The 17,905-nt window shown below is 71.7% G+C and carries 21 protein-coding genes; 13 read left to right on the plus strand and 8 right to left on the minus strand.

Going from position 1 to position 17,905, the window contains the following annotated elements; translation table 11 throughout:
• Window positions 1-103 precede the first annotated feature (103 nt).
• Window positions 104-1,531: a M20 family metallopeptidase gene (locus JMJ55_RS02130; protein WP_202823832.1), complete on the plus strand. Its 1,428-nt coding sequence runs from the start codon at window positions 104-106 to the stop codon at window positions 1,529-1,531.
• Window positions 1,532-1,533: 2 nt separating this feature from the next.
• Window positions 1,534-2,460 carry a dihydrodipicolinate synthase family protein gene (locus JMJ55_RS02135; protein ID WP_202823833.1) on the plus strand — a complete coding sequence of 309 codons (927 nt, stop codon included), beginning with the start codon at window positions 1,534-1,536 and terminating at the stop codon, window positions 2,458-2,460.
• Here the strand turns inward: JMJ55_RS02135 and JMJ55_RS02140 are convergent.
• Window positions 2,450-3,175, minus strand: coding sequence for an SOS response-associated peptidase (locus JMJ55_RS02140; protein WP_202823834.1), 726 nt, complete (start codon window positions 3,173-3,175; stop codon window positions 2,450-2,452). The genes JMJ55_RS02135 and JMJ55_RS02140 overlap by 11 nt on opposite strands.
• 33 nt (window positions 3,176-3,208) lie before the next feature.
• On the opposite strand from JMJ55_RS02140, the gene JMJ55_RS02145 reads away from it, so the two are divergent.
• Entirely contained in the window at window positions 3,209-3,844 is a 636-nt protein-coding gene (locus tag JMJ55_RS02145; protein ID WP_202823835.1) for a glutathione S-transferase family protein, read from the plus strand.
• A gap of 4 nt (window positions 3,845-3,848) precedes the next feature.
• On the opposite strand, the gene JMJ55_RS02150 is transcribed toward JMJ55_RS02145, so the two are convergent.
• Window positions 3,849-4,064 carry a DUF1127 domain-containing protein gene (locus tag JMJ55_RS02150; RefSeq protein ID WP_202823836.1) on the minus strand — a complete coding sequence of 72 codons (216 nt, stop codon included), beginning with the start codon at window positions 4,062-4,064 and terminating at the stop codon, window positions 3,849-3,851.
• 173 nt (window positions 4,065-4,237) lie between these two features.
• Between JMJ55_RS02150 and JMJ55_RS02155 the strand changes: the two genes are divergently transcribed.
• Complete coding sequence (locus tag JMJ55_RS02155) at window positions 4,238-5,659, plus strand: aminotransferase-like domain-containing protein (protein WP_202823837.1); 1,422 nt, start codon at window positions 4,238-4,240, stop codon at window positions 5,657-5,659.
• Here JMJ55_RS02155 and flgH read toward each other — a convergent pair.
• The 4 genes from flgH to JMJ55_RS02175 are packed head-to-tail and all read right to left on the minus strand — an operon-like array spanning window position 5,634 to window position 8,816.
• Window positions 5,634-6,356 (minus strand): flagellar basal body L-ring protein FlgH, encoded by a 723-nt coding sequence (flgH, locus tag JMJ55_RS02160; protein WP_202823838.1) that lies wholly within the window; start codon window positions 6,354-6,356, stop codon window positions 5,634-5,636. The two genes, JMJ55_RS02155 and flgH, sit on opposite strands and share 26 nt — an antisense overlap.
• Complete coding sequence (gene flgA / locus JMJ55_RS02165) at window positions 6,356-7,294, minus strand: flagellar basal body P-ring formation chaperone FlgA (RefSeq protein ID WP_202823839.1); 939 nt, start codon at window positions 7,292-7,294, stop codon at window positions 6,356-6,358. Before flgA ends, flgH begins: the two co-directional genes overlap by 1 nt.
• 2 nt (window positions 7,295-7,296) lie before the next feature.
• Window positions 7,297-8,082, minus strand: a complete 786-nt coding sequence (gene flgG, locus JMJ55_RS02170; RefSeq protein WP_202823840.1) for a flagellar basal-body rod protein FlgG — start codon at window positions 8,080-8,082, stop codon at window positions 7,297-7,299.
• Window positions 8,083-8,093: 11 nt separating this feature from the next.
• Complete coding sequence (locus tag JMJ55_RS02175) at window positions 8,094-8,816, minus strand: flagellar hook-basal body complex protein (protein ID WP_202823841.1); 723 nt, start codon at window positions 8,814-8,816, stop codon at window positions 8,094-8,096.
• Between the two features lie 203 nt (window positions 8,817-9,019).
• On the opposite strand from JMJ55_RS02175, the gene JMJ55_RS02180 reads away from it, so the two are divergent.
• The 9 genes from JMJ55_RS02180 to speE all read left to right on the plus strand — a co-directional run bounded on the left by JMJ55_RS02180 (window position 9,020) and on the right by speE (window position 16,884).
• Window positions 9,020-9,517, plus strand: coding sequence for a flagellar basal body-associated FliL family protein (locus JMJ55_RS02180; protein ID WP_202823842.1), 498 nt, complete (start codon window positions 9,020-9,022; stop codon window positions 9,515-9,517).
• Window positions 9,514-10,560, plus strand: coding sequence for a flagellar motor switch protein FliM (gene fliM / locus JMJ55_RS02185; RefSeq protein WP_456237063.1), 1,047 nt, complete (start codon window positions 9,514-9,516; stop codon window positions 10,558-10,560). The genes JMJ55_RS02180 and fliM overlap by 4 nt, the downstream gene beginning before the upstream one ends.
• 3 nt (window positions 10,561-10,563) lie before the next feature.
• Entirely contained in the window at window positions 10,564-11,001 is a 438-nt protein-coding gene (locus JMJ55_RS02190; RefSeq protein ID WP_202823843.1) for a DUF6468 domain-containing protein, read from the plus strand.
• Window positions 11,001-11,600 carry a MotE family protein gene (locus JMJ55_RS31500; RefSeq protein ID WP_202823844.1) on the plus strand — a complete coding sequence of 200 codons (600 nt, stop codon included), beginning with the start codon at window positions 11,001-11,003 and terminating at the stop codon, window positions 11,598-11,600. Before JMJ55_RS02190 ends, JMJ55_RS31500 begins: the two co-directional genes overlap by 1 nt.
• Window positions 11,601-11,636: 36 nt before the next feature.
• Window positions 11,637-12,017 (plus strand): chemotaxis response regulator CheY, encoded by a 381-nt coding sequence (locus tag JMJ55_RS02200; RefSeq protein WP_456237064.1) that lies wholly within the window; start codon window positions 11,637-11,639, stop codon window positions 12,015-12,017.
• Window positions 12,010-12,597, plus strand: coding sequence for a protein phosphatase CheZ (locus JMJ55_RS02205; RefSeq protein ID WP_202823846.1), 588 nt, complete (start codon window positions 12,010-12,012; stop codon window positions 12,595-12,597). The genes JMJ55_RS02200 and JMJ55_RS02205 overlap by 8 nt, the downstream gene beginning before the upstream one ends.
• On the plus strand, window positions 12,597-15,326 hold the full coding sequence (locus tag JMJ55_RS02210; RefSeq protein ID WP_202823847.1) for a hypothetical protein: 2,730 nt from the start codon (window positions 12,597-12,599) through the stop codon (window positions 15,324-15,326). The genes JMJ55_RS02205 and JMJ55_RS02210 overlap by 1 nt, the downstream gene beginning before the upstream one ends.
• 154 nt (window positions 15,327-15,480) lie before the next feature.
• Complete coding sequence (gene speD, locus JMJ55_RS02215; RefSeq protein ID WP_202823848.1) at window positions 15,481-15,936, plus strand: adenosylmethionine decarboxylase; 456 nt, start codon at window positions 15,481-15,483, stop codon at window positions 15,934-15,936.
• A gap of 72 nt (window positions 15,937-16,008) precedes the next feature.
• The gene (speE, locus tag JMJ55_RS02220) at window positions 16,009-16,884 is read left to right on the plus strand and encodes a polyamine aminopropyltransferase (protein WP_202823849.1); all 876 of its coding nucleotides are present in this window, start codon (window positions 16,009-16,011) and stop codon (window positions 16,882-16,884) included.
• Between the two features lie 9 nt (window positions 16,885-16,893).
• Here speE and fliP read toward each other — a convergent pair whose 3' ends face one another.
• Together fliP and JMJ55_RS02230 are read right to left on the minus strand one after the other, a co-directional pair.
• Window positions 16,894-17,634 carry a flagellar type III secretion system pore protein FliP gene (fliP, locus tag JMJ55_RS02225; RefSeq protein WP_202823850.1) on the minus strand — a complete coding sequence of 247 codons (741 nt, stop codon included), beginning with the start codon at window positions 17,632-17,634 and terminating at the stop codon, window positions 16,894-16,896.
• Complete coding sequence (locus JMJ55_RS02230; RefSeq protein WP_202823851.1) at window positions 17,631-17,897, minus strand: flagellar biosynthetic protein FliO; 267 nt, start codon at window positions 17,895-17,897, stop codon at window positions 17,631-17,633. Before JMJ55_RS02230 ends, fliP begins: the two co-directional genes overlap by 4 nt.
• Window positions 17,898-17,905 lie beyond the last annotated feature (8 nt).

The raw sequence follows: 17,905 nt of genomic DNA on the forward strand, positions 1-17,905 counted from the left end.
AGCACGGATCGTGCCGCGAGACGGAATGGTAGGGGCCGAGGCTGGGCAGCCACGCGCCAGGGTCTATGATCCCCGGCCCGAACCCAGCGATGGACCCCGCAGGATGCAGAACACCGAGGAAATCTGGCGCCTGGCCGACGCCAAGAAGCCCGAATTCGAGGCGCTTTCCGACCGCGTCTGGGGCATGCCGGAATTGGCCTATACCGAGACCCGCTCCTGCGCCGAGCACACGGCGATGCTGCGGGAGCAGGGTTTCCGGGTGACCGAGAAGGTCGCCGGCATTCCGACCGCCGTGATGGGCGAGGCGGGGGAGGGCGGCCCGGTCATCGCCATCCTCGGCGAATACGATGCCCTGCCGGGCCTCAGCCAGGAGGCCGGGGTCGCCGAGCCGCGGCCGCTGCCGGGGCCGGGCTTTGGCCATGGCTGCGGGCATAACCTGCTCGGATCCGCCTCGCTGCTGGCGGCGACGGCGGTGAAGGACTGGCTGGCGGCCAACGGGCTGCCGGGCCGGGTCCGCTACTATGGCTGCCCGGCGGAGGAAGGCGGGGCCGCCAAGGGCTTCATGGTGCGGGACGGCGCCTTCAAGGATGTCGACATCGCCATCTCCTGGCATCCGGCGGCCTTCGCGGCGGTGCAGGAGGCGGTGAGCCTCGCCAATACCCGGATCGACTTCTCCTTCGTCGGCCGCGCCAGCCATGCCGCCGCCGCGCCGCATCTCGGGCGGAGCGCGCTGGATGCGGTCGAGCTGATGAATGTCGGTGTCAACTACATGCGCGAGCACATGCCGAGCGATGCGCGCATCCATTATGCCTATCTCGATGCCGGCGGTGTCGCGCCGAATGTGGTGCAGCCGACTGCCAAGGTGCGCTACCTGATCCGGGCACGCGACCTGGTCGAGCTGCGACGGCTGATCGAGCGCGTCAGGAAGATCGCCGATGGCGCCGCGCTGATGACGGAGACCAAGGTCTCCTCCAAGGTCGTCTCCGGCGTCTCCAACCTGCTCGGCAACACGCCGCTGGAGCGGGCGATGCAGAGCAATCTCGACCGGCTGGGGCCGCCGCCCTTCGACGACCTGGACCGCGCCCGGGCGGCGGAATTCCAGGCGACGCTGACCGAGGAGGATATCGCCGCTTCCTGGCGCCGGATCGGCCTGCCGATGCGGAAGGGCGTCTCGCTCTGCGACGTGGTGGTGCCGCTCGAGGTGCGGGGGGCGCCGATGATGGGCTCGACCGATGTGGGCGATGTAAGCTGGGTGGTGCCGACGGTGCAGGCGCGGGGCTCGACCTATGCGATCGGCACGCCAGGGCATTCCTGGCAGCTGACCGCCCAGGGCAAGCTGCCGGCGGCGCATAAGGGCATGGTGCATGTGGCGAAGGTGATGGCCGGGACGGCCATCGATTGCCTGCGCGACCCGGCGCTGATCGAGGCGGCCAAGGCCGATCTTGCGGCGCGGACGGCGGCGAACCCCTATGAGCCGGTGCTCTCGCCCGATGTGCAGCCTCCCTTCGACATGTCCGTGACGGCGGCCTGACCATGCAACTCGATGTCAATGCCAAGGGCGTCTTCGTCATCGCGCCGACGCCCTTCACGCCGGATGGCGCGCTCGACCTCGCCAGCACCGACCGGATGGTCGAGGCCTATTTGGCCGCCGGCGCCAGCGGCCTCACCATCCTCGGCATCATGGGGGAGGCGCCGAAGCTGGATGCGGCGGAGGCGGTAGAGTTCACCGCCCGCGTGCTGCGATGCGTGGATGGCCGGGTGCCGGTGGTGGTCGGCGTTTCCTCGCCGGGCTTCGCCAGCATGCGGGCGCTGTCGCGCAGCGCCATGGAGGCCGGCGCGGCAGGGGTGATGATCGCGCCGACGCCGGGCCTCAAAGGGGATGAAGCGGTCGTCTCCTACATCGCCCAGGCCTCCGAGGTGGTCGGCGACGCGCCCTATGTGCTGCAGGACTATCCGCAGGCGAACGGCATTTTTATGTCGGTGGACATGATCCGGCGGATGGCCGAGGACCCGCGCCTCGTCATGGTGAAGGCCGAGGACTGGCCGGGGCTCGACAAGATCACCGCGATGCGCCGGCTCTCGGCCGAGGGGCGGATGCGGCGGGTCAGCATCCTGGGCGGGCTCGGCGGGCAGTTCCTGCCCGAGGAGCTGGCGCGCGGTGCGGATGGCATCATGACCGGCTATGGCGTGCCGGAGATGCTGGTGCGGGTCTGCGAGCTGATGGCGAAGGGGCAGCGCGATGCGGCGCAGGACCTGTTCGACCTGCACCTGCCGCTGATCCGCACCGAATTGCAGCCGGGCCTCGGCCTCGCCGTGCGGAAATACATGCTGATGCGGCGGGGTATCATCGCTTCCGACGCGCTGCGGGCGCCGGGGCCGAAGCTCTCGGCCGAGACGCGGGCGGAGGTGGACTACCTGCTCGGGCGGCTGGCGGCACGCGACCCGGTCGTCACTCTCTGAACTCCGGCGGCGGGTCGTCGAGGCCCGCCGGCGGCACGGCGAAAGGGTCGCGGCTCAGCAGGCCGGCGTCGTTCTCCGCCACCTTGTTCACCCGGCTGGAGACGGGCCAGGCGAGGACCCCCTCCGCCGGCCAGGGCCTGAGGAGCGCGAGCAGCGCCTCAGGCTCGGCCGCCTCCTCGCCGAGCCAAGCCGGCCAGGCCTCGCGCGGCAGGATCATCGGCATGCGGTGATGCATGGCCGAGAGCTTCTCATTCGCCTCGCCGGTGACGATGGTGCAGGTGCGGAGGATGCTACCATCCGACGCGCGCCAGCCCTCCCAGAGCCCGGCCAGGGCCATCGGCTCCCCGCCCGCGAGGGCGATGGCGAAGGCCTGCTTCGCCTTGCCCTCGGTGCGCCATTCGTAGAAGCCGTCGGCGGTGACGAGGCAGCGGCGCTTGCGGAAGGCTTCGCGGAAGGAGGGCTTCTCCGTGATCCCCTCCGACCGGGCATTGATCATCTTGCTGCCGACCGAGGGATCGCTCGCCCAGCGCGGCACCAGCCCCCAACGCAGCGGGTCGAGATGGCGGGCGCCGGTTTCCGGATGGCGGCGGACCACCAGCGCATCCTGGGTCGGGGCGCGGTTCCAGCTCGGCGGCGTGTTGGGGACGGGATTCACCGTCTCGAAATAGCGCGCGACATAGGCGGGGCCGCGCTGCTGGAAGTATCGTCCGCACATCGGGGCATCCTACAGCAGGACAGGAAGAACGCGATGGCAGGGCTCGAGATCATCGGCGTGGCGCGCAGCACCTATGTCTGGACCTGCCGCATCGCCTGCGTCGAGAAGGGCGTGCCCTACACCCATACCCGCGGCTGGCCGGGCACGCCGGAGATGCGGGCGCTGCACCCCTTCGGCAAGATCCCGGCGATGCGGCATGGCGATCTCGTGCTCTATGAGAGCAAGGCGATCTGCACCTATATCGACCGCGCCTTCCCCGGCCCGAAGCTGATCCCGGAGGAGCTGGTGGCGGGGGCGCTGGTGGAGCAATGGATCTCGGTGGTGAACACCACCATCGATCCGCTCTGCATCCGCCGCTACCTTTATGCCCATGTCTTCCCCGGCACGCCGGATGGCGGTCCGGACCAAGCGGCGGTGCAGGCGGCGCTGCCCGGCCTGCGGGAACAGCTGGAATTCCTCGACCGCAGCGTGGCGCCGACCGGGCATCTGGTGGGCGGCGCCTTCACGCTCGCGGATGCGAACCTACTGCCGATCCTCTACTACCTGGCGCGGCTGCCGGAGGCCGGGGCGATCATGGCCGGTCTGCCGGCGCTGACGCACTACCTGACGCACCACTTGGCGCGGCCGAGCGTGGCGGCGACCGAGCCGCCGCCGCCCAAGGGCAAGTAGGGCGCTACACCTCCCACCAGTGTTTCCGCGCCTCCGCCCGCGCATCATGGCGGGTGAGGCCGATATCGCGCAGCATCCGGTGATCCATCTCGACCAGATATTGCCGCTCGCGGCGACGGGCCCAGCCGAGCCGCAGCCAGGTCGCGACCCGGAAGCGCAGCGGGCGGCGGGTGAGGCTGGCGGGAAGGGCGAGGGCGGTCGTGCGAAGGGCGGTCTGCATGGCTCCGTTCTCCCGGTTGGGGACGGTGGCAGGATGCCCCTGGATGGCCGCCCGGTCCCGGCACGCCCGACCGAAACGCCCGCAAACTGTACTGCTCGGCCGCCGGCACAGTGACGGCGCCGTACGGGCCGGTGTTCCTTGCGATTCCGCCGTCCGGGCCTCAGGCTGGCAGCATGTCGGCCACCTTGCCCGCCAGCCTCGCCACCCTCCGGCTCGACCGCTCGCAGCCGGTGGTGGAACAGATCGTCGAGCAGATCGGCGCCATGATCCGCGGCGGGAGTTTGGCGGCGGGGCTGCGCCTGCCCTCGGTCCGGGCATTGGCCGGGCGGCTCGGCTGCAGCGTGCATTCGGTGGTCGAGGCCTATGACCGGCTGGGCGCGCTCGGCCTGGTGGCGCCGCGGCCCGGTGCCGGGACCTTCGTCGCCACGCTTGGCCCGGCGCCTGCCGGCAGCGGGGGCGATCCCGACCTGGGCGACGAGGCGGTGAGCCTGCGCAACTCCGGCCCGCCGGCGCTGTGGAAGCCGGGCAATGGCTACCTGCCCGAGGCCTGGCTGCGCGATGCCTGGCCGGCCGCCGTGCTGGCGCGGGTGCAGCGGCGCATGCCGGAGCTGCTGGCCTGCGACGGCACCGCCCGCGGTGACCCGGCGCTGCGCGAGCAGATCGCGCTCCGCCTTGCCAGCCAGTCCATGCCGGTCTCGCCGGATTGCATCCTGCTGACCCATGGCGGGACCCAGGCGCTCGACCTCATCATCCGCACCCAGATCCAGCCCGGCGACTGCGTACTGGCCGAGGACCCGGGCTATTTCAAATTCTACACCATGTTGGAGCGCCATGGCATCGGCCTGCATCCGATTCCGATGCACCCGGAGGGGCCGGATCTGGACGCGGTGGAGGCCGCCTGCCGGCAGCACCGGCCCAAGCTTTTTCTCGTCCAGAGCGTGCTGCACAACCCGACTGGCTGGACTGCCTCGCCGGCCACGCTGCACCGGCTGCTGCTGATCGCCGAGCGGCATGGGCTGCTGCTGGTGGAGGACGACACCTATGCCGACCTGCATCCCGGCCATCCGGTGCGGCTGCTGCATCTCGCGGGCGGGCAGCGGCTGATCTACCTGTCCTCCTTCACCAAGATCGTCGGCCCGGCGACGCGGATCGGCTTCATCGCCGCCGAGCGGCCGGTGATCGAGGCGCTGCATGGGGCGAAGCTGCTCACCTCGCCGGCCCTGCCGCCGCTGGTGGAGGCGCTGCTGGCCGAGCTGCTGGCGTCCGGCCAGTATCGCCGCTGGCTGGACCGGCTGCGGCCGAAGCTGGCCGCAGCGCGGGCCGGGGCGGTGACGCGGCTGCAATCCCTCGGCTTCGGCCTGGCGGCGGAGGGGGAGCCGGGCCTCTTTCTCTGGGCCGGACTGCCGCCGGGCTGCGAGCCGGAGGCGCTGCACCGCGCCGCGCTGGACCACGGGCTGCTGCTGGCCCGCGGCGATCTGTTCCGGCCCGACCGCGGCGCCAGCCGGCATTTCCGCTTCAACGCCGCCCGCTCCTCCGACCCACGTCTGTTTGAGACGCTGGGCGCTGCGCTTAAAATGGCAGCAGCGCATCCATGAGCTGCTGGCCGTAGCGCGGCTGCTGCAGGTCCGAGAGGCTGCCGCGGCCGCCATAGGTGATGCGCGCCTCGGCCAGCCGGTCGTGACGGATGGTGTTGTCGCTGGCGATGTCCTCCGGGCGGATCACCCCCTGCACCGAGAGCTCCCGCAGCTCGGCGCTGACCCGCATCTCCTGCCGGCCGGAGACGACGAGGTTGCCGTTGGGCAGCACCTGGGTGACGGTCGCGGCGAGGCGGAGATTGACCGTTTCCCCCCGCTTCACCGTGCCGTTGCCATCGCTGGTCTGGCCACCCTTGGAATCGAGCAGGCTGGCGGGATCGGCGCCGCGCGGCAGCCAGCGCGTCTGCATGCCGAAGATCTGCGGAATGCCGAGGCTGTCCGTCCCATTGCGCGTCCGCTGGGTGCGGTTCTGCAGCTGCGCGTCATCCGCGATGCCGACCAGGATGGTGACGAGATCGCCGACCTGCGCCGCCCGCTGGTCCCGCAGGAATGTGCGGCTGCCCGGGCGCCAGAGACTATTGGCCACCGCCGTCGCCTCCTGCGCCTGGGGCATCGGCATGGAGACCGGGCGCCAGGCGGGATCGGCGGTCGGGTCGCGGACCGCCGAGGTCTCCGGCACCCGCCCGACCCGCGACAGGCGCTCGAGCGAGCCGCAACCCGCCAGCGCCAGGGGGAGGAGGAGGAGGGCGGCGCGCATCACGGCGCCCGCAGCGGCGTGGCGCCCATGGCGACGCGGACGCGGCCGGGCCCGACCACCTCGCCCTCCACCACGCTGCGGCTGGCGAGATTCATCACCGGTACCAGCCCGCCCCGCGGCGCGGCCTCCAGCGCCCGCCCCTGGGCGGCGAGGGAGAGGCCCGGTGCCTCGACCAGCATGGTCACCAGAGCATTCTTCTCGATAAGGGTGGGCGGGCCGAGATCGGCCAGCGCCAGCGGTGCCCCCGCCGCCACCGCGCGATGGAGTTGCTGGCCGATCACCTGATCCGGCCGCTCGGCGAGGCCGGGGCGGAGCCGTTCGGCCCGCAGCCGCAGCGGGCGAAGATCGCCGGGACGGATCACCTCGCCGGGCAGCAGGCGGCGGGTGGCGGCCAGCGCCGGCGCGGTCGCCACCGCGCGGCTGGCGAGGCGGAGGCGGAGCGGCGCCATGCCCTCGGCCAGCACCGAGAGGGTAGCAGCGAAGCGGCCGGTCGCCAGGTCGAAGCCCGCGCCTTCGAGGCCAAGGCGCGGCGGCGCGCCGGGCGGCACCATAGGCGAGGCAAGGGGGCCGAGCTCCAGCTCCGCCTCCGGGTCGAGGCCGAGGCGCAGCAACTCGCCGCGCAGCACCGCCTCGATCTCCTCGCGGGCCAGGGCGCGGCCGGGCCGTTCCAGCACAACCCGCTCATAGGGCGAGGCGGGGCGCCAGGCGAGGCCATGGGCGCGAGCCAGGGCCTGGAGCTGCGCCGCTTCCAGCACCAGCCTCTGGCCGGGCGCGGGGGCGGTGCCGATCGGCCGGGCCGTTTGCGGGCCGGCGCCCTCGAAGACATCGCCGAGGCGGAGCACCGGCTCCTCCAGCACCACCTGCGGCCGGGCCTGGATGAGGGTCTGTGCCGCGGCCGGGTCAGCGAGCAGCAGCAGGGGCAGCAGTAGCGCGCGCATGGTCAGCGCATCCGCGAGAGGGTGGAGAGCATCTCGTCGCCCGCGGTGATGACCTTGCTGTTCATCTCATAGGCGCGCTGGGCGGTGATGAGTTGGGTGATCTCCTGCACGACGTTCACGTTGCTGGTCTCGATGAAGCCCTGCATGATCTGGCCATGGCCGGGCTGCCCGGCGGCGGCGAGCTGCGCCTGGCCGGAGGCCGGCGTCGCCAGCAGCATGTTATCGCCGACCGCTTCCAGCCCGCCCTCATTGGCAAAGATCGCGGTCTGGATCTGCCCGACATTCTGCGGCGCCGTCTGGCCGTCGAGCTTGGCCAGCACCTCGCCCGCGGCATTGATGGTGACATCGACCGCGGCAGCCGGGATGGTGACGGCGGGCAGCACGGGAAAGCCCTCGGCGGTCACGATCTGGCCCTCGGCCGAGAGGCCGAAGGTGCCGTCCCGCGTATAGGCGGTCTCGCCGGAGGGAAGCTGTACCTGGAAGAAGCCGTTGCCGCGGATGGCGAGGTCGAAGCGGTTGTCGGTCTGCGACAGGCTCCCTTGCTCACCGATGCGGTAGATGGCCGCGGTCTTCACGCCGAGGCCGATCTGCGCCCCCGCCGGCAGGATCGAGCCGTTCTCCGAGCTCTGCGAACCGACGCGGCGCATATTCTGATACAGCAGGTCCTGGAATTCCGCCCGTCGGCGCTTGAAGCCGGTCGTGCTCATATTGGCGATGTTGTTTGAGATGACCTCGACATTCGTCTGCTGGGCCATCATGCCGGTGGAGGCGATCTGCAGGGCGCGCATGCGCGGTTCCTTTAATTGCGGCGGCGGAGGATGCGGTCGATCGCGCTCTGCTGGCGGTCGGCCTCGCGTTCGGCGAATTGGGCGGCGAATTGGAAGTCCCGGACCTCCTCGGTCAGGCCGGTGATCTCGGCGATGGGGGAGACGTTGCTGCCTTCGACCGCGCCCTGGACCACCTGTGGCCGTGCCAGCGGCTGCGGCGGATCGGTGGCGGCGAAGAGCCGCGCGCCCTCGGGCCGCAAACGCTGCGGATCGGCAAAGCCGACGATGCGGAGCTGGCCGACCGGGCCGTTCTCGGAGCGGACGCTGCCATCACCCAGCACCTCGATCCGCGTATCGCCGGGGGCGAAGGTCAGCGACGTGCCATCGGCGCTGAGCACGGTATTGCCGTCCGAATCGGTGAGCCGTCCGGTGGCGTCCAGGGTGAAACGGCCGGCGCGGGTGTAGCGCTCGCCGCGCGGCGTCTCGATGGCGAAGAAGCCATCGCCGCGAAGCGCCAGGTCGAGCGGGTTGCCGGTGGTGGCGAGCGGCCCGGGCGCCATGCTGCGCCAGGTGGCGCGATCCACCGCATAGGCGAGCTCGCCCCTGCTGCCGGCACGGACCATATGGCTGGCGAAGACCGGGCGTTCGGCGCGGAAGCCTGGCGTATCGGCATTGGCGATGTTGTTGGCCATCACCTGGGTGGCGCGGAGCTGGCTGCTGAGACGCGAGAGCAGGATGGTGCCGGGCTGGTCCATGGCGGTCTCCTCGGCGGCCGCGCGGCGGCGCCATGGCCTGGCTTCGGCAACCGCCATGCCAGCCCAAGAGGCGGTGCAGCCCGGCGCGGATTGCCGCGGGCGGCAGGCTTTGCCGGGGGCGCGGCGCATCCTGCCTCGCAAGGCTTCCTTAAGTCCTGGCGGCGCAGAGTCCCGGCATCGGCAATGACGGGAAGGGGCGGCGCATGGCGGCGGAGGCGAAGCCGGCGGAAGGAGGCGGCAAGGGCAAGGGCAAGCGGAAGCTGCTGCTGCTCGCACTGCCGCTGCTGCTCGGCGTGGCCGGTGCCGGTGCCTGGTTCGCTGGCCTGCTTCCCTTCGGCCATGCCGCGCCGGCCGAGACCCATGCCGAGGCGGCGCCCGCCGCCCCAGCGCCGCGCCCGGCCGCCTATTTCGATATGCCGGATACGGTTGCCAATCTCGGCGGCGCCGGCCGGCGCAGCGCTTTTGTAAAGCTGCGCAGCAAGCTCGAGCTGGCGCGGCCCGAGGACGCCGCAGCCGCCCAGGCGGCTCTGCCACGGCTGCAGGATCTCTTCACCACCTATCTGCGGGAGATGCGACCCGAGGAGCTGCGCGGCAGCACCGGCACCCAGCGCCTGCGCGAGGAGTTGCTGGTCCGCGCCAACCTGGCCATGGCCCCGGCCCGGGCCACCGACATCCTCTTCATCGAGCTGCTGGTCCAGTGAGCGAGGACGAGGATCTCGCCGCCGCCTGGGGCGAGGCGATGGAGGCGGAGGCCGCCGCGCCGCCGCCGACCGCGCCGGATTCGACCCGGGTGCTGAACCAGCAGGAGATCGATAGCCTGCTCGGCTTCGGCGGCGGGCCGGAGCAGCAGGAGGACCAGTCCGGCATCCAGCGCATCGTCAGCGCCGGCCTCGTTTCCTACGAACGCCTGCCGATGCTGGAGATCATTTTCGACCGGCTGGTGCGGATCATGTCCACCACGCTGCGGAATTTCACCAGCGACAATGTCGAGGTCTCGATCGACAGCATCGTCTCGCTGCGCTTCGGCGACTACCTGAACAGCGTGCCGCTGCCCGCCATGCTGGCGGTCTTCAAGGTGGAGGAGTGGGACAATTACGGGCTGATCGTGGTGGACAGCGCGCTGATCTATTCGGTGGTCGATGTCCTGCTCGGCGGCCGGCGCGGCACCGCGGCGATGCGGATCGAGGGCCGGCCCTACACCACCATCGAACGCACCCTGGTCGAGCGGCTGATCGCGGTGGTGCTGGCCGATCTCTCGGATGCCTTCAGCCCGCTCTCGCCGGCGCATTTCCGCTTCGAGCGGCTGGAGGTCAACCCGCGCTTCGCCGCCGTCTCCCGCCTCTCCAATGCCTGCATCCTGTCGCGTCTGCGGGTCGATATGGAGGATCGCGGCGGCAAGATCGAGCTGCTGCTGCCCTATGCGACGCTGGAGCCGATCCGCGAGCTGCTGCTGCAGCAATTCATGGGCGAGCGCTTCGGCCGCGACAGCATCTGGGAGACCCATCTCGCCGAAGAGCTGCGGCATACCGAGATGTCGATGGATGTCGTGCTCGACGAGCAGACCATGCCGCTCGCCTCGGTCATGTCGCTCCAGCGCGGCGACCGGATCACGCTGAACACCGCGCCCGGCGCGCCGGTGCGGCTGCGCTGCGGCGATGTGCCGATGTTCGAGGCGGAGCTGGGGCGGCGCGAGAACCGGCTGGCCGTGCGCATCCTGCGCGAACTCCGCGGCCCGGAGGACTGAGCCATGAGCCTCTATGAATGGGCCGCGCAGCTCCTGCTCATTGCCCTGCTGCTGGCGGCGATTCCCTGCATCCTGCGCCTGGAACGCGGCCTGGCCGCGGTGCGGCGCGACCGCGCGGCGCTGGAGGCGAGCGCCGCCGGCCTGGGCGAAGCCACCCGGATGGCGGAGGCCGCCGCGCTCCGGCTGCGCGCCACCGCCGAGGCAGCAGGCCGGCAAGTCGCCGAGCGGCTGGCTGCGGCCGAGCCGGTGCGGGATGACCTGCGCTACCTGGCGGAACGCGCCGAGGGGCTGGCCGACCGGCTGGACGGCCTGGTCCGCGCCGCGCGGCCGATGGCGGCGCCGGAGCCGGCCCTGGCCGCACTGCCGGCGCAGAGCCAGGCGGAGCGGGACCTGCTGCGGGCGCTGAGCCAGGGCCTCGCCCAGGCCCGGGGAGGCGGCTGATGCGGCCCCGCCTGTTGCCCGCGGCCTTGGCCGCCACCGGCTTCCTGCTGCTCGCGAAGCTGGCCGCGCTGCTGCCGGGCATGGTGGCGCTGGCGCCGGCCCAGGCGAGCAGCCCAGCCCCGCCGCCGACCCCCGTCGCAGCGCCTGCGCCGCCCCCTGCGCCAGCGGCCCCGCCGGAGCCGAGCCCCGAGCAGCGTGCCGAACGTGCCCTCCTCGAGGGGCTGCGCGCCCGCCGCATTGTTCTGGAGGAACGCGATGCGACGCTCGCCGCGCGGGAGATGGTGCTGGCCGCCGCCGAACGCCGCCTCGCCGAGCGGATCGAGGAACTGGCCGCCCTGCAGGCCAGGCTGGAGGCTGCCGAGCGCAGCCGCTCCGAGCGCGAGGAGGCAGGCTGGCGGCAGATGGTGAAGCTCTACGAGGGCATGCGGCCGCGCGAGGCGGCGGCGATCCTCGAGGAGCTGGAGATGCCCGTTCTGGTCCAGCTGGTGGACCGGATGCGGGAGGCGAAGGCGGCCCCGGTGCTCGGCGCGATGAAGCCCGATCGTGCCCGGCTGCTGACCGCGGAACTGGCCCGGCTGCGCGCCCGGCCGGCGGAGTGAACGAGGACCGAACCGCAACCCAGGCCGAGGATGGCGATGGACAAGAACACCCACGTGCTGATCGTCGACGACTACAAGACGATGCTGCGCATCATCCGCAACCTGTTGAAGCAGCTGGAATTCGACAATGTCGAGGAAGCCTCTGACGGGCAGGAGGCGCTGGCCAAGCTGCGCGCCGGCCAGTTCGGCCTAGTCATCAGCGACTGGAACATGCAGCCGATGACGGGCCTCGACCTGCTGAAGGAAGTGCGGGCGGATGCGCGGTTGAAGGAGACGCCCTTCATCATGATCACCGCCGAAAGCAAGACCGAGAATGTGGTCGCGGCCAAGGCGGCGGGCGTTTCCAACTACATCGTCAAGCCCTTCAACGCCGAGACGTTGCGCGGCAAGATCGAGAAGGTTCTCGGGCATGCCTGACGGCGAGACCGGCGGCGACCGGATCGAGGCGGCGGTGCGCGCCGTGCTCGGCACCCTTTCAGGCGACCTCACCGTCACCGAGGCCGCGCTCCTTGGCGAGTTGGAGGCGCTGGGGCGCGAGGTGGCGCGGGCGAAGAGCGAGATCGCCGCCCTGCGCGTCGACGACATCAATGCCAGCCACATCCCGACCGCGACGGATGAGCTGGATGCGGTGGTGAGCCACACCGCCGCCGCGACCAATGAGATCCTCGACAGCTGCGAGGTTCTGGAAGGGTTGCAGGCGCGGCTGGCCGGCGAGGATGCCGAAGCCCTCTCGGGCGCGGTGACCCGCATCTACGAGGCCTGCAGCTTCCAGGACATTACCGGCCAGCGCATCGGCAAGGTGGTGGCAGCGCTGAAATCGATCGAGCGGCGGGTGGCGGCGGTGACGCAGAGCTTCGGCCGCGACCGGCAACCGGAACCGGAGGAGGCGCCGGCTGCCTCTCGCACCGAGGGTGAGGAACTGGCCAATGGCCCGCAGCTGCCGGGCACCGCCTCCTCCCAGGCGGAGATCGACGCCTTGCTGGCGAGCTTCGATTGATGCGCGGGACTCCGCTGCTCCTGCTCGGGCTACTGCTCGCTCCGGCCGCGGCCGGGGCGGAAGGGGCGGTCGGCATACGCGTCGGCAATCATCCCAACCATGGCCGGGTGGTCTTCGACTGGCCCGCCCCGCCCGGCTATCAGGCCGAACAGGCGGAGGGCGCGGTCGTGCTGCGCTTCCCGCCCGGCAGCGCCATCGACCTCGCCGGGGCGCGGCGGCCGCCACGCAACGTGCTCGGCGTGACGGCGGAAGGCGAGGCGATCCGCATCGCGCTGCGGCCCGGGGCGCGGACACGCATCTTTCGGGTGGGGCCGAAGGTGGTGGTGGATGCGCTCGATCCGGCGCCGGCCCAAGGACAAGTGCAGGGGCAGTCGCCACCACCGACGCAGCCCGCTCAGGCGGCCCGGCCCGCGCCGCCGCCTGCCACGTCAGCACCCGCGCCTGTGGTCGCTGCCGCGCCGGCCCCGACCGAACCGCCTGCTGCCTCGGCGCCGCGGGCGGTCCGGCCCGGGCCGGTCGCGCTGCCCTTCCCACCAGGCACCGGCGCCGCGGTGCTGCGCCGCGGCGGTCAGCTTCTCGCCCTGTTCGACAGCGCCGCGCCGCTCGACCTGGCCGCGCTGCGGGCCCGCCCGGGGCTGGCGACGCTCGAGGCGGAAGCCCTGCCGGGCGCCACCCTGCTCCGCTTGCCGCTGGCGCCGGAGCCGCCGCTGCTGCGGAGGGAGGGTGCGGGTTGGGTGCTCGACCCGGCTGGCGCCGGTGCTGGCCAGCCCATGCCAGTCGAGGCCGAGGGCGGCGCCGCCTCCCGCCTGCTGCTGCGCGCCGCCACGCCCGGCCGGGTGGTGCCGCTGACCGATCCCGAGAGCGGGTTGCCGCTGCTGGTCGGCACGGTGCGGGCGGGGGCGGATCACCAGCCCACCGCGCGCCGCCTGCCGGAACTGGACCTGCCGCCGACCCTGCTTGGCCTGGCTGTGCTGGCGCGAAGCGACCGGGTGACGCTGCGGGCCGGCGAGGGCCGCTTCCTGATTGGTGCGGGCGAGGCGCTGGCGCTCGACCCAGCCGCCGTCGGCCCGGCGCCGGCCATGGCCCCGACCCGGATCTTCGACCTGCCGAATCTGCCGCCGGCGCAGTTGCTCGACCGGCTGCGCGCCCTGCAAGCCAGCATCGCTGCCGCGCCACCACTGACGCGTCTGCCGCTGCGCCGCGCGGCGGGGGAGACGCTGCTGGCGCTCGGGCTGCCGCAGGAAGCGCAATCGATGCTGGATCTGGCCGGCACGGAGGATCCCCGTGCCGCCGGCGATGCGCCGCTCGCGGCGCTGACCGCGGCCGCGGCGCTGCTGGCGGGCCGGCTGCCCCAGGCCGCGGCGCTGCGCAACGATGCGCAGCCTGCCTCCGACGAGGTGACGCTCTGGCGCGCCGCCCTGGCCGCGGCCGAGGGCGAACCGGCCCGGGCGGCGCCTGGCTTCGCCGCCACCCTGCCGCTGCTTTTCGACTATCCCGAGGCGCTGCGGGCGCGGCTGCTGCCACGGGCGGCGCTGGCATTGGCTGAGGCCGGGGCGCTCGATCCGCTGCGGCAATTGCTCGATCGCGCCGGGCCACTGCCCACCCTGGCCCTGCCGCGCGCCATGCTGGCCGAGGCGGAGGGCCAGGCGGAGGCGGCGCTGGCCGCCTATGACACCATCGCCGCCGGACGCGACCGGCCAGCCCGGGCCCGCGCACTGCGCCGCGCGGTGGAGCTGCGGCTGGCGAATGGGAAGCTGGACGCCGCCGGTGCGGCGCGGGCGTTGGACGCCACGCTCTTCGCCTGGCGCGACGAGGCAGAAGAGATCGCGGCGCGGCTGCGCCTGGCGGAGCTGCGGCGGGATTCGGGCGATGCCAGCGGCGCATTGGCTTTGCTGCGAGAGACGGAGGCGCTGTTTCCCGACCAGGCGGCGCGGCTGCGGCCCGCGATCGGTGCCGCCTTCCTCGCCGCGCTGGCGCAGGAGCCGCCGCTCGCCGCCGTCGCGCTCTTTGATGCCTATCCCGCATGGCTGCCCGAGGGCAGTGCGGGCGAAGCGGCACTGTTGGCGTTGGCGGATCGTCTCGCAGCGCTTGATCTCGGTGACCGGGCCGCGGCGCTGCTCGGCCGCGCGGCGGTGCAGGGCGGCGGGCCGGGGCGTGCCGCCCTCGGCCTGCGCCAAGCTGGGCTGCTGCTTGCCGAGGGCAATGCGACGGCTGCGTTGGCGGCACTGGAGGCGAGCGCTACGCCGGAACTGCCAGCATCGCTGCTTGAGGCCCGTAGCCTGTTGCAGGCCCAGGCGGATGTGCGGCTCGGCCGCGGCGAGGCGGCGGAGGCGCGGCTGCGCGCACTCGGCGTGGCGGGCGCGGAGGCGCTCGCGCAGCTTCTCGCCGAACGCGGCGACTGGGCCGGCGCCGCGGCTGCCTTCGCGCAGCATTTGCGGGATACACTGCCGGCCATGCCGGCGCCGCTCACGGAGGCGCAGCAGCGATTGCTGCTACGCCAGGCCGCGATGCTGGTGCTGGCGGGCGATGAGGCCGCGCTCGCCACGCTGCGCGCCGAATCGGCGTCGCGCCTGTCGCCCGGTCCGCTCGCCGCCGGCTTCATCTTGCTGACGGCGGAACGGCTGCGCGGCCTCGCCGATCTGCCACGACTGCAGCGGGAGCTCTCCCTGTTCCGGACGATGCCGGCACGGCTGGAGGCATTGCGGGCCGGCGGCCCGGTCACACGCTAAGTCCCGCGTCGGGCGCGGGGGAGGGCGGCAAATTTTTCGGCCGATGGGGTGGGTTTTCGCTTGCGTCCCTGCCCCCCATGCCCCATATGCGCGCCCCGTTGACCTGATCGATCCCCGATCACCCTGGTCATCTGCTGGTGGGAACAGGAGCCCGATGGACGCTCTTCTCCAACTGGGGATGGTCTCGGAATTATCCCCGAGCGAAGCCCAGAACTCTGAAACCTCGGCGAGCGAGGGGAAGGACTATTTTGTTTCCCGTGACGGCGTCAAATTCGCCGGCACGCATCTGATCATTGATCTGTGGGACGCCACCAATCTGGCGGACCCGGAGCATATCGATGCGGTGCTGCGCGAGGCGGCGATCGCCACGGGTGCGACGATCCTGCACGGGCATTTTCACCATTTCGGCCCGAACAGTGGTGTGTCCGGTGTGCTGGTGCTGGCGGAAAGCCATGTCTCCATCCACACCTGGCCCGAGCGGGACTATGCTGCGCTCGACATCTTCGTCTGCGGCGAGTGCAATCCGTACAAGGCGATCCCGGTGCTGAAGCGCGGTTTCATGCCGGGCCGCGTCCAGCTTGCCGAGCACAAGCGCGGCCTGATCGGCTGACACGAAACCATGCATGCGCAGCAAGGGGCGGGGCCGTAGGGTCCCGCCCCTTCGCTGTCATCGGGGTATGCCATGACGACCGATTCGTGGGTGAACGAGACGCTCTACAGCGCCTGGGGACAGCGCTTCCGCGTGGTGCGGGAGCTGGCCCGTGTGCGGAGCGAATTTCAGGACATCATGATCTTCGAGAGCGAGACCCATGGCCGGGTCATGCTGCTCGATGGCGTGGTGCAGATCACCGAGGCGGATGAGTTCGTCTACCAGGAGATGCTGACCCATGTGCCGCTTCTGGCGCATGGCGCGGCGAAGCGGGTGCTGATCATCGGCGCCGGCGATGGCGGCGTGCTGCGGCGTGTGCTGCAGCACAACACCGTCCAGCGGGCGGTGATGGTCGAGATTGATGGCGAGGTGATCCGCCTTGCCAAGGAACACCTGCCCGGCATCGCCGGCGAGGCCTGGACCGACCAGCGGGCCGAGGTGATCGTCGGCGATGGCATCGATTATGTCCGGCAGGCGCCGGATGCCAGCTTCGATGTGGTGATCGTCGACAGCACCGACCCGATCGGCGTCGGCGAGGTGCTGTTCACCGACGAGTTCTATGCCAACTGCGCTCGGCTGTTGACCGAGCGCGGCCTGGTGGTGAACCAGTGCGGCGTGCCTTTCATGCAATCTGACGAGTTGCGTGACACGAGCCTTCGGCGCGCCAAGGCTTTCGCCGATGTCTTCGCCTATGTGGCCGCGGTGCCGACCTATGTCGGCGGCTTCATGACGCTGGGCTGGGCGGCGAAGGATGCGCGGTTGCGGACGGCGACCGTGGGCGAGATCCGGGAACGGGCGCAGGCCGCCGGCATCCTCGGCCGAACCCGCTACTGGACGCCGGAGATCCATGTCGGCGCCTTCAACCTGCCGCCCTTTATCGCCGAGCATCTGCCGGGCGCAGCGGGCTGAGGCGCGCCTTCAGCCGCTCGCGAAGCCCTGCACCAGGCTGCCGGACACCAGCCGCCAGCCATCGACGAGCACGAAGAAGATCAGCTTGAAGGGCAGCGAGACGACGCTCGGCGGCAGCATCATCATGCCGAGCGACATCAGCAGGCTCGCCACCACCATGTCGATGACGAGGAAGGGCAGGAAGAGCAGGAAGCCGATCTCGAAGGCGCGCTTCAGCTCCCCGACCAGGAAGGCCGGCAGCAGCGCGCGCCAGGGCAGCTGATCCGGCGCCGCCCCTTCCGGCACCGGCGGCAGCCGGGCGAGATCGGTGAAGAGGGCGAGGTCGCCCTCCCGCACCTGTGCCGCCATGAAGCGGCGGAACGGCTCGGCGCTGGCGGCGATGCCGTCGAGCTCGGAGATCCGACCCTCCATCATCGGCGCCAACCCCTCGCGCCAGCTCGCCTCCAGCGCCGGCTGCATGACGAAGAGGGTGAGGAAGAGGGCGAGGCCGATCAACACCGGATTCGGCGGCACGCCCTGAGCGCCGATGGCGCTGCGCAACAGTGAGAGCACGATGGCGATCCGCGTGAAGGCGGTGGCCATCACCAGTAGCGAGGGGGCGAGGGAGAGCAGGCCGATCAGCGCCGCCACCTGCACCAGCCGCGCGGTGGTGCCGGCACCCCCGGCACTGCCGAGATCGATGCTGACGCTCTGCGCCGCCGCCGGCAGGGCCAACAAGGCCAGCGGCAGAGCGAGGAGGAGGCGCCTCATGCACCCGGCTCCGCTGGCGGCAGCCAGCCGAGCAGCGCATCCTGTCCGCCGCCGGTCAAAAGCAATGCCTCCCGACCGTCGCAGCGCAGCAGCAGCACGCGGCGACGCGAATCGAGCGCCAGCACCTCCTGCACCGCCAGCCTTCGTCCGGGCCGGGCGGCCAGGCCGCCGGCGCGCAGCCCGCGCGCCAGCAGCGCCAGGATCAGCAGCACTGCGAGCAACGCGCCGCCCGCCTGAAACCAGTCTCCGCTTTCGATCACCATGCGGCATC

The sequence above is a fragment of the Belnapia mucosa genome (assembly GCF_016775475.1).
GTDB lineage: Bacteria > Pseudomonadota > Alphaproteobacteria > Acetobacterales > Acetobacteraceae > Belnapia > Belnapia mucosa.

Excerpts from the sequence above, each read along its gene's own strand:
- JMJ55_RS02130 (WP_202823832.1), top strand. The coding sequence starts at position 104 with ATGCAGAACACCGAGGAAATCTGGCGCCTGGCCGACGCCAAGAAGCCC.
- JMJ55_RS02135 (WP_202823833.1), top strand. The coding sequence starts at position 1,534 with ATGCAACTCGATGTCAATGCCAAGGGCGTCTTCGTCATCGCGCCGACG.
- JMJ55_RS02140 (WP_202823834.1), bottom strand. The coding sequence starts at position 3,175 with ATGTGCGGACGATACTTCCAGCAGCGCGGCCCCGCCTATGTCGCGCGC.
- JMJ55_RS02145 (WP_202823835.1), top strand. The coding sequence starts at position 3,209 with ATGGCAGGGCTCGAGATCATCGGCGTGGCGCGCAGCACCTATGTCTGG.
- JMJ55_RS02150 (WP_202823836.1), bottom strand. The coding sequence starts at position 4,064 with ATGCAGACCGCCCTTCGCACGACCGCCCTCGCCCTTCCCGCCAGCCTC.
- JMJ55_RS02155 (WP_202823837.1), top strand. The coding sequence starts at position 4,238 with ATGTCGGCCACCTTGCCCGCCAGCCTCGCCACCCTCCGGCTCGACCGC.
- flgH (WP_202823838.1), bottom strand. The coding sequence starts at position 6,356 with ATGCGCGCCGCCCTCCTCCTCCTCCCCCTGGCGCTGGCGGGTTGCGGC.
- flgA (WP_202823839.1), bottom strand. The coding sequence starts at position 7,294 with ATGCGCGCGCTACTGCTGCCCCTGCTGCTGCTCGCTGACCCGGCCGCG.
- flgG (WP_202823840.1), bottom strand. The coding sequence starts at position 8,082 with ATGCGCGCCCTGCAGATCGCCTCCACCGGCATGATGGCCCAGCAGACG.
- JMJ55_RS02175 (WP_202823841.1), bottom strand. The coding sequence starts at position 8,816 with ATGGACCAGCCCGGCACCATCCTGCTCTCGCGTCTCAGCAGCCAGCTC.
- JMJ55_RS02180 (WP_202823842.1), top strand. The coding sequence starts at position 9,020 with ATGGCGGCGGAGGCGAAGCCGGCGGAAGGAGGCGGCAAGGGCAAGGGC.
- JMJ55_RS02190 (WP_202823843.1), top strand. The coding sequence starts at position 10,564 with ATGAGCCTCTATGAATGGGCCGCGCAGCTCCTGCTCATTGCCCTGCTG.
- JMJ55_RS31500 (WP_202823844.1), top strand. The coding sequence starts at position 11,001 with ATGCGGCCCCGCCTGTTGCCCGCGGCCTTGGCCGCCACCGGCTTCCTG.
- JMJ55_RS02200 (WP_456237064.1), top strand. The coding sequence starts at position 11,637 with ATGGACAAGAACACCCACGTGCTGATCGTCGACGACTACAAGACGATG.
- JMJ55_RS02205 (WP_202823846.1), top strand. The coding sequence starts at position 12,010 with ATGCCTGACGGCGAGACCGGCGGCGACCGGATCGAGGCGGCGGTGCGC.
- JMJ55_RS02210 (WP_202823847.1), top strand. The coding sequence starts at position 12,597 with ATGCGCGGGACTCCGCTGCTCCTGCTCGGGCTACTGCTCGCTCCGGCC.
- speD (WP_202823848.1), top strand. The coding sequence starts at position 15,481 with ATGGACGCTCTTCTCCAACTGGGGATGGTCTCGGAATTATCCCCGAGC.
- speE (WP_202823849.1), top strand. The coding sequence starts at position 16,009 with ATGACGACCGATTCGTGGGTGAACGAGACGCTCTACAGCGCCTGGGGA.
- fliP (WP_202823850.1), bottom strand. The coding sequence starts at position 17,634 with ATGAGGCGCCTCCTCCTCGCTCTGCCGCTGGCCTTGTTGGCCCTGCCG.
- JMJ55_RS02230 (WP_202823851.1), bottom strand. The coding sequence starts at position 17,897 with ATGGTGATCGAAAGCGGAGACTGGTTTCAGGCGGGCGGCGCGTTGCTC.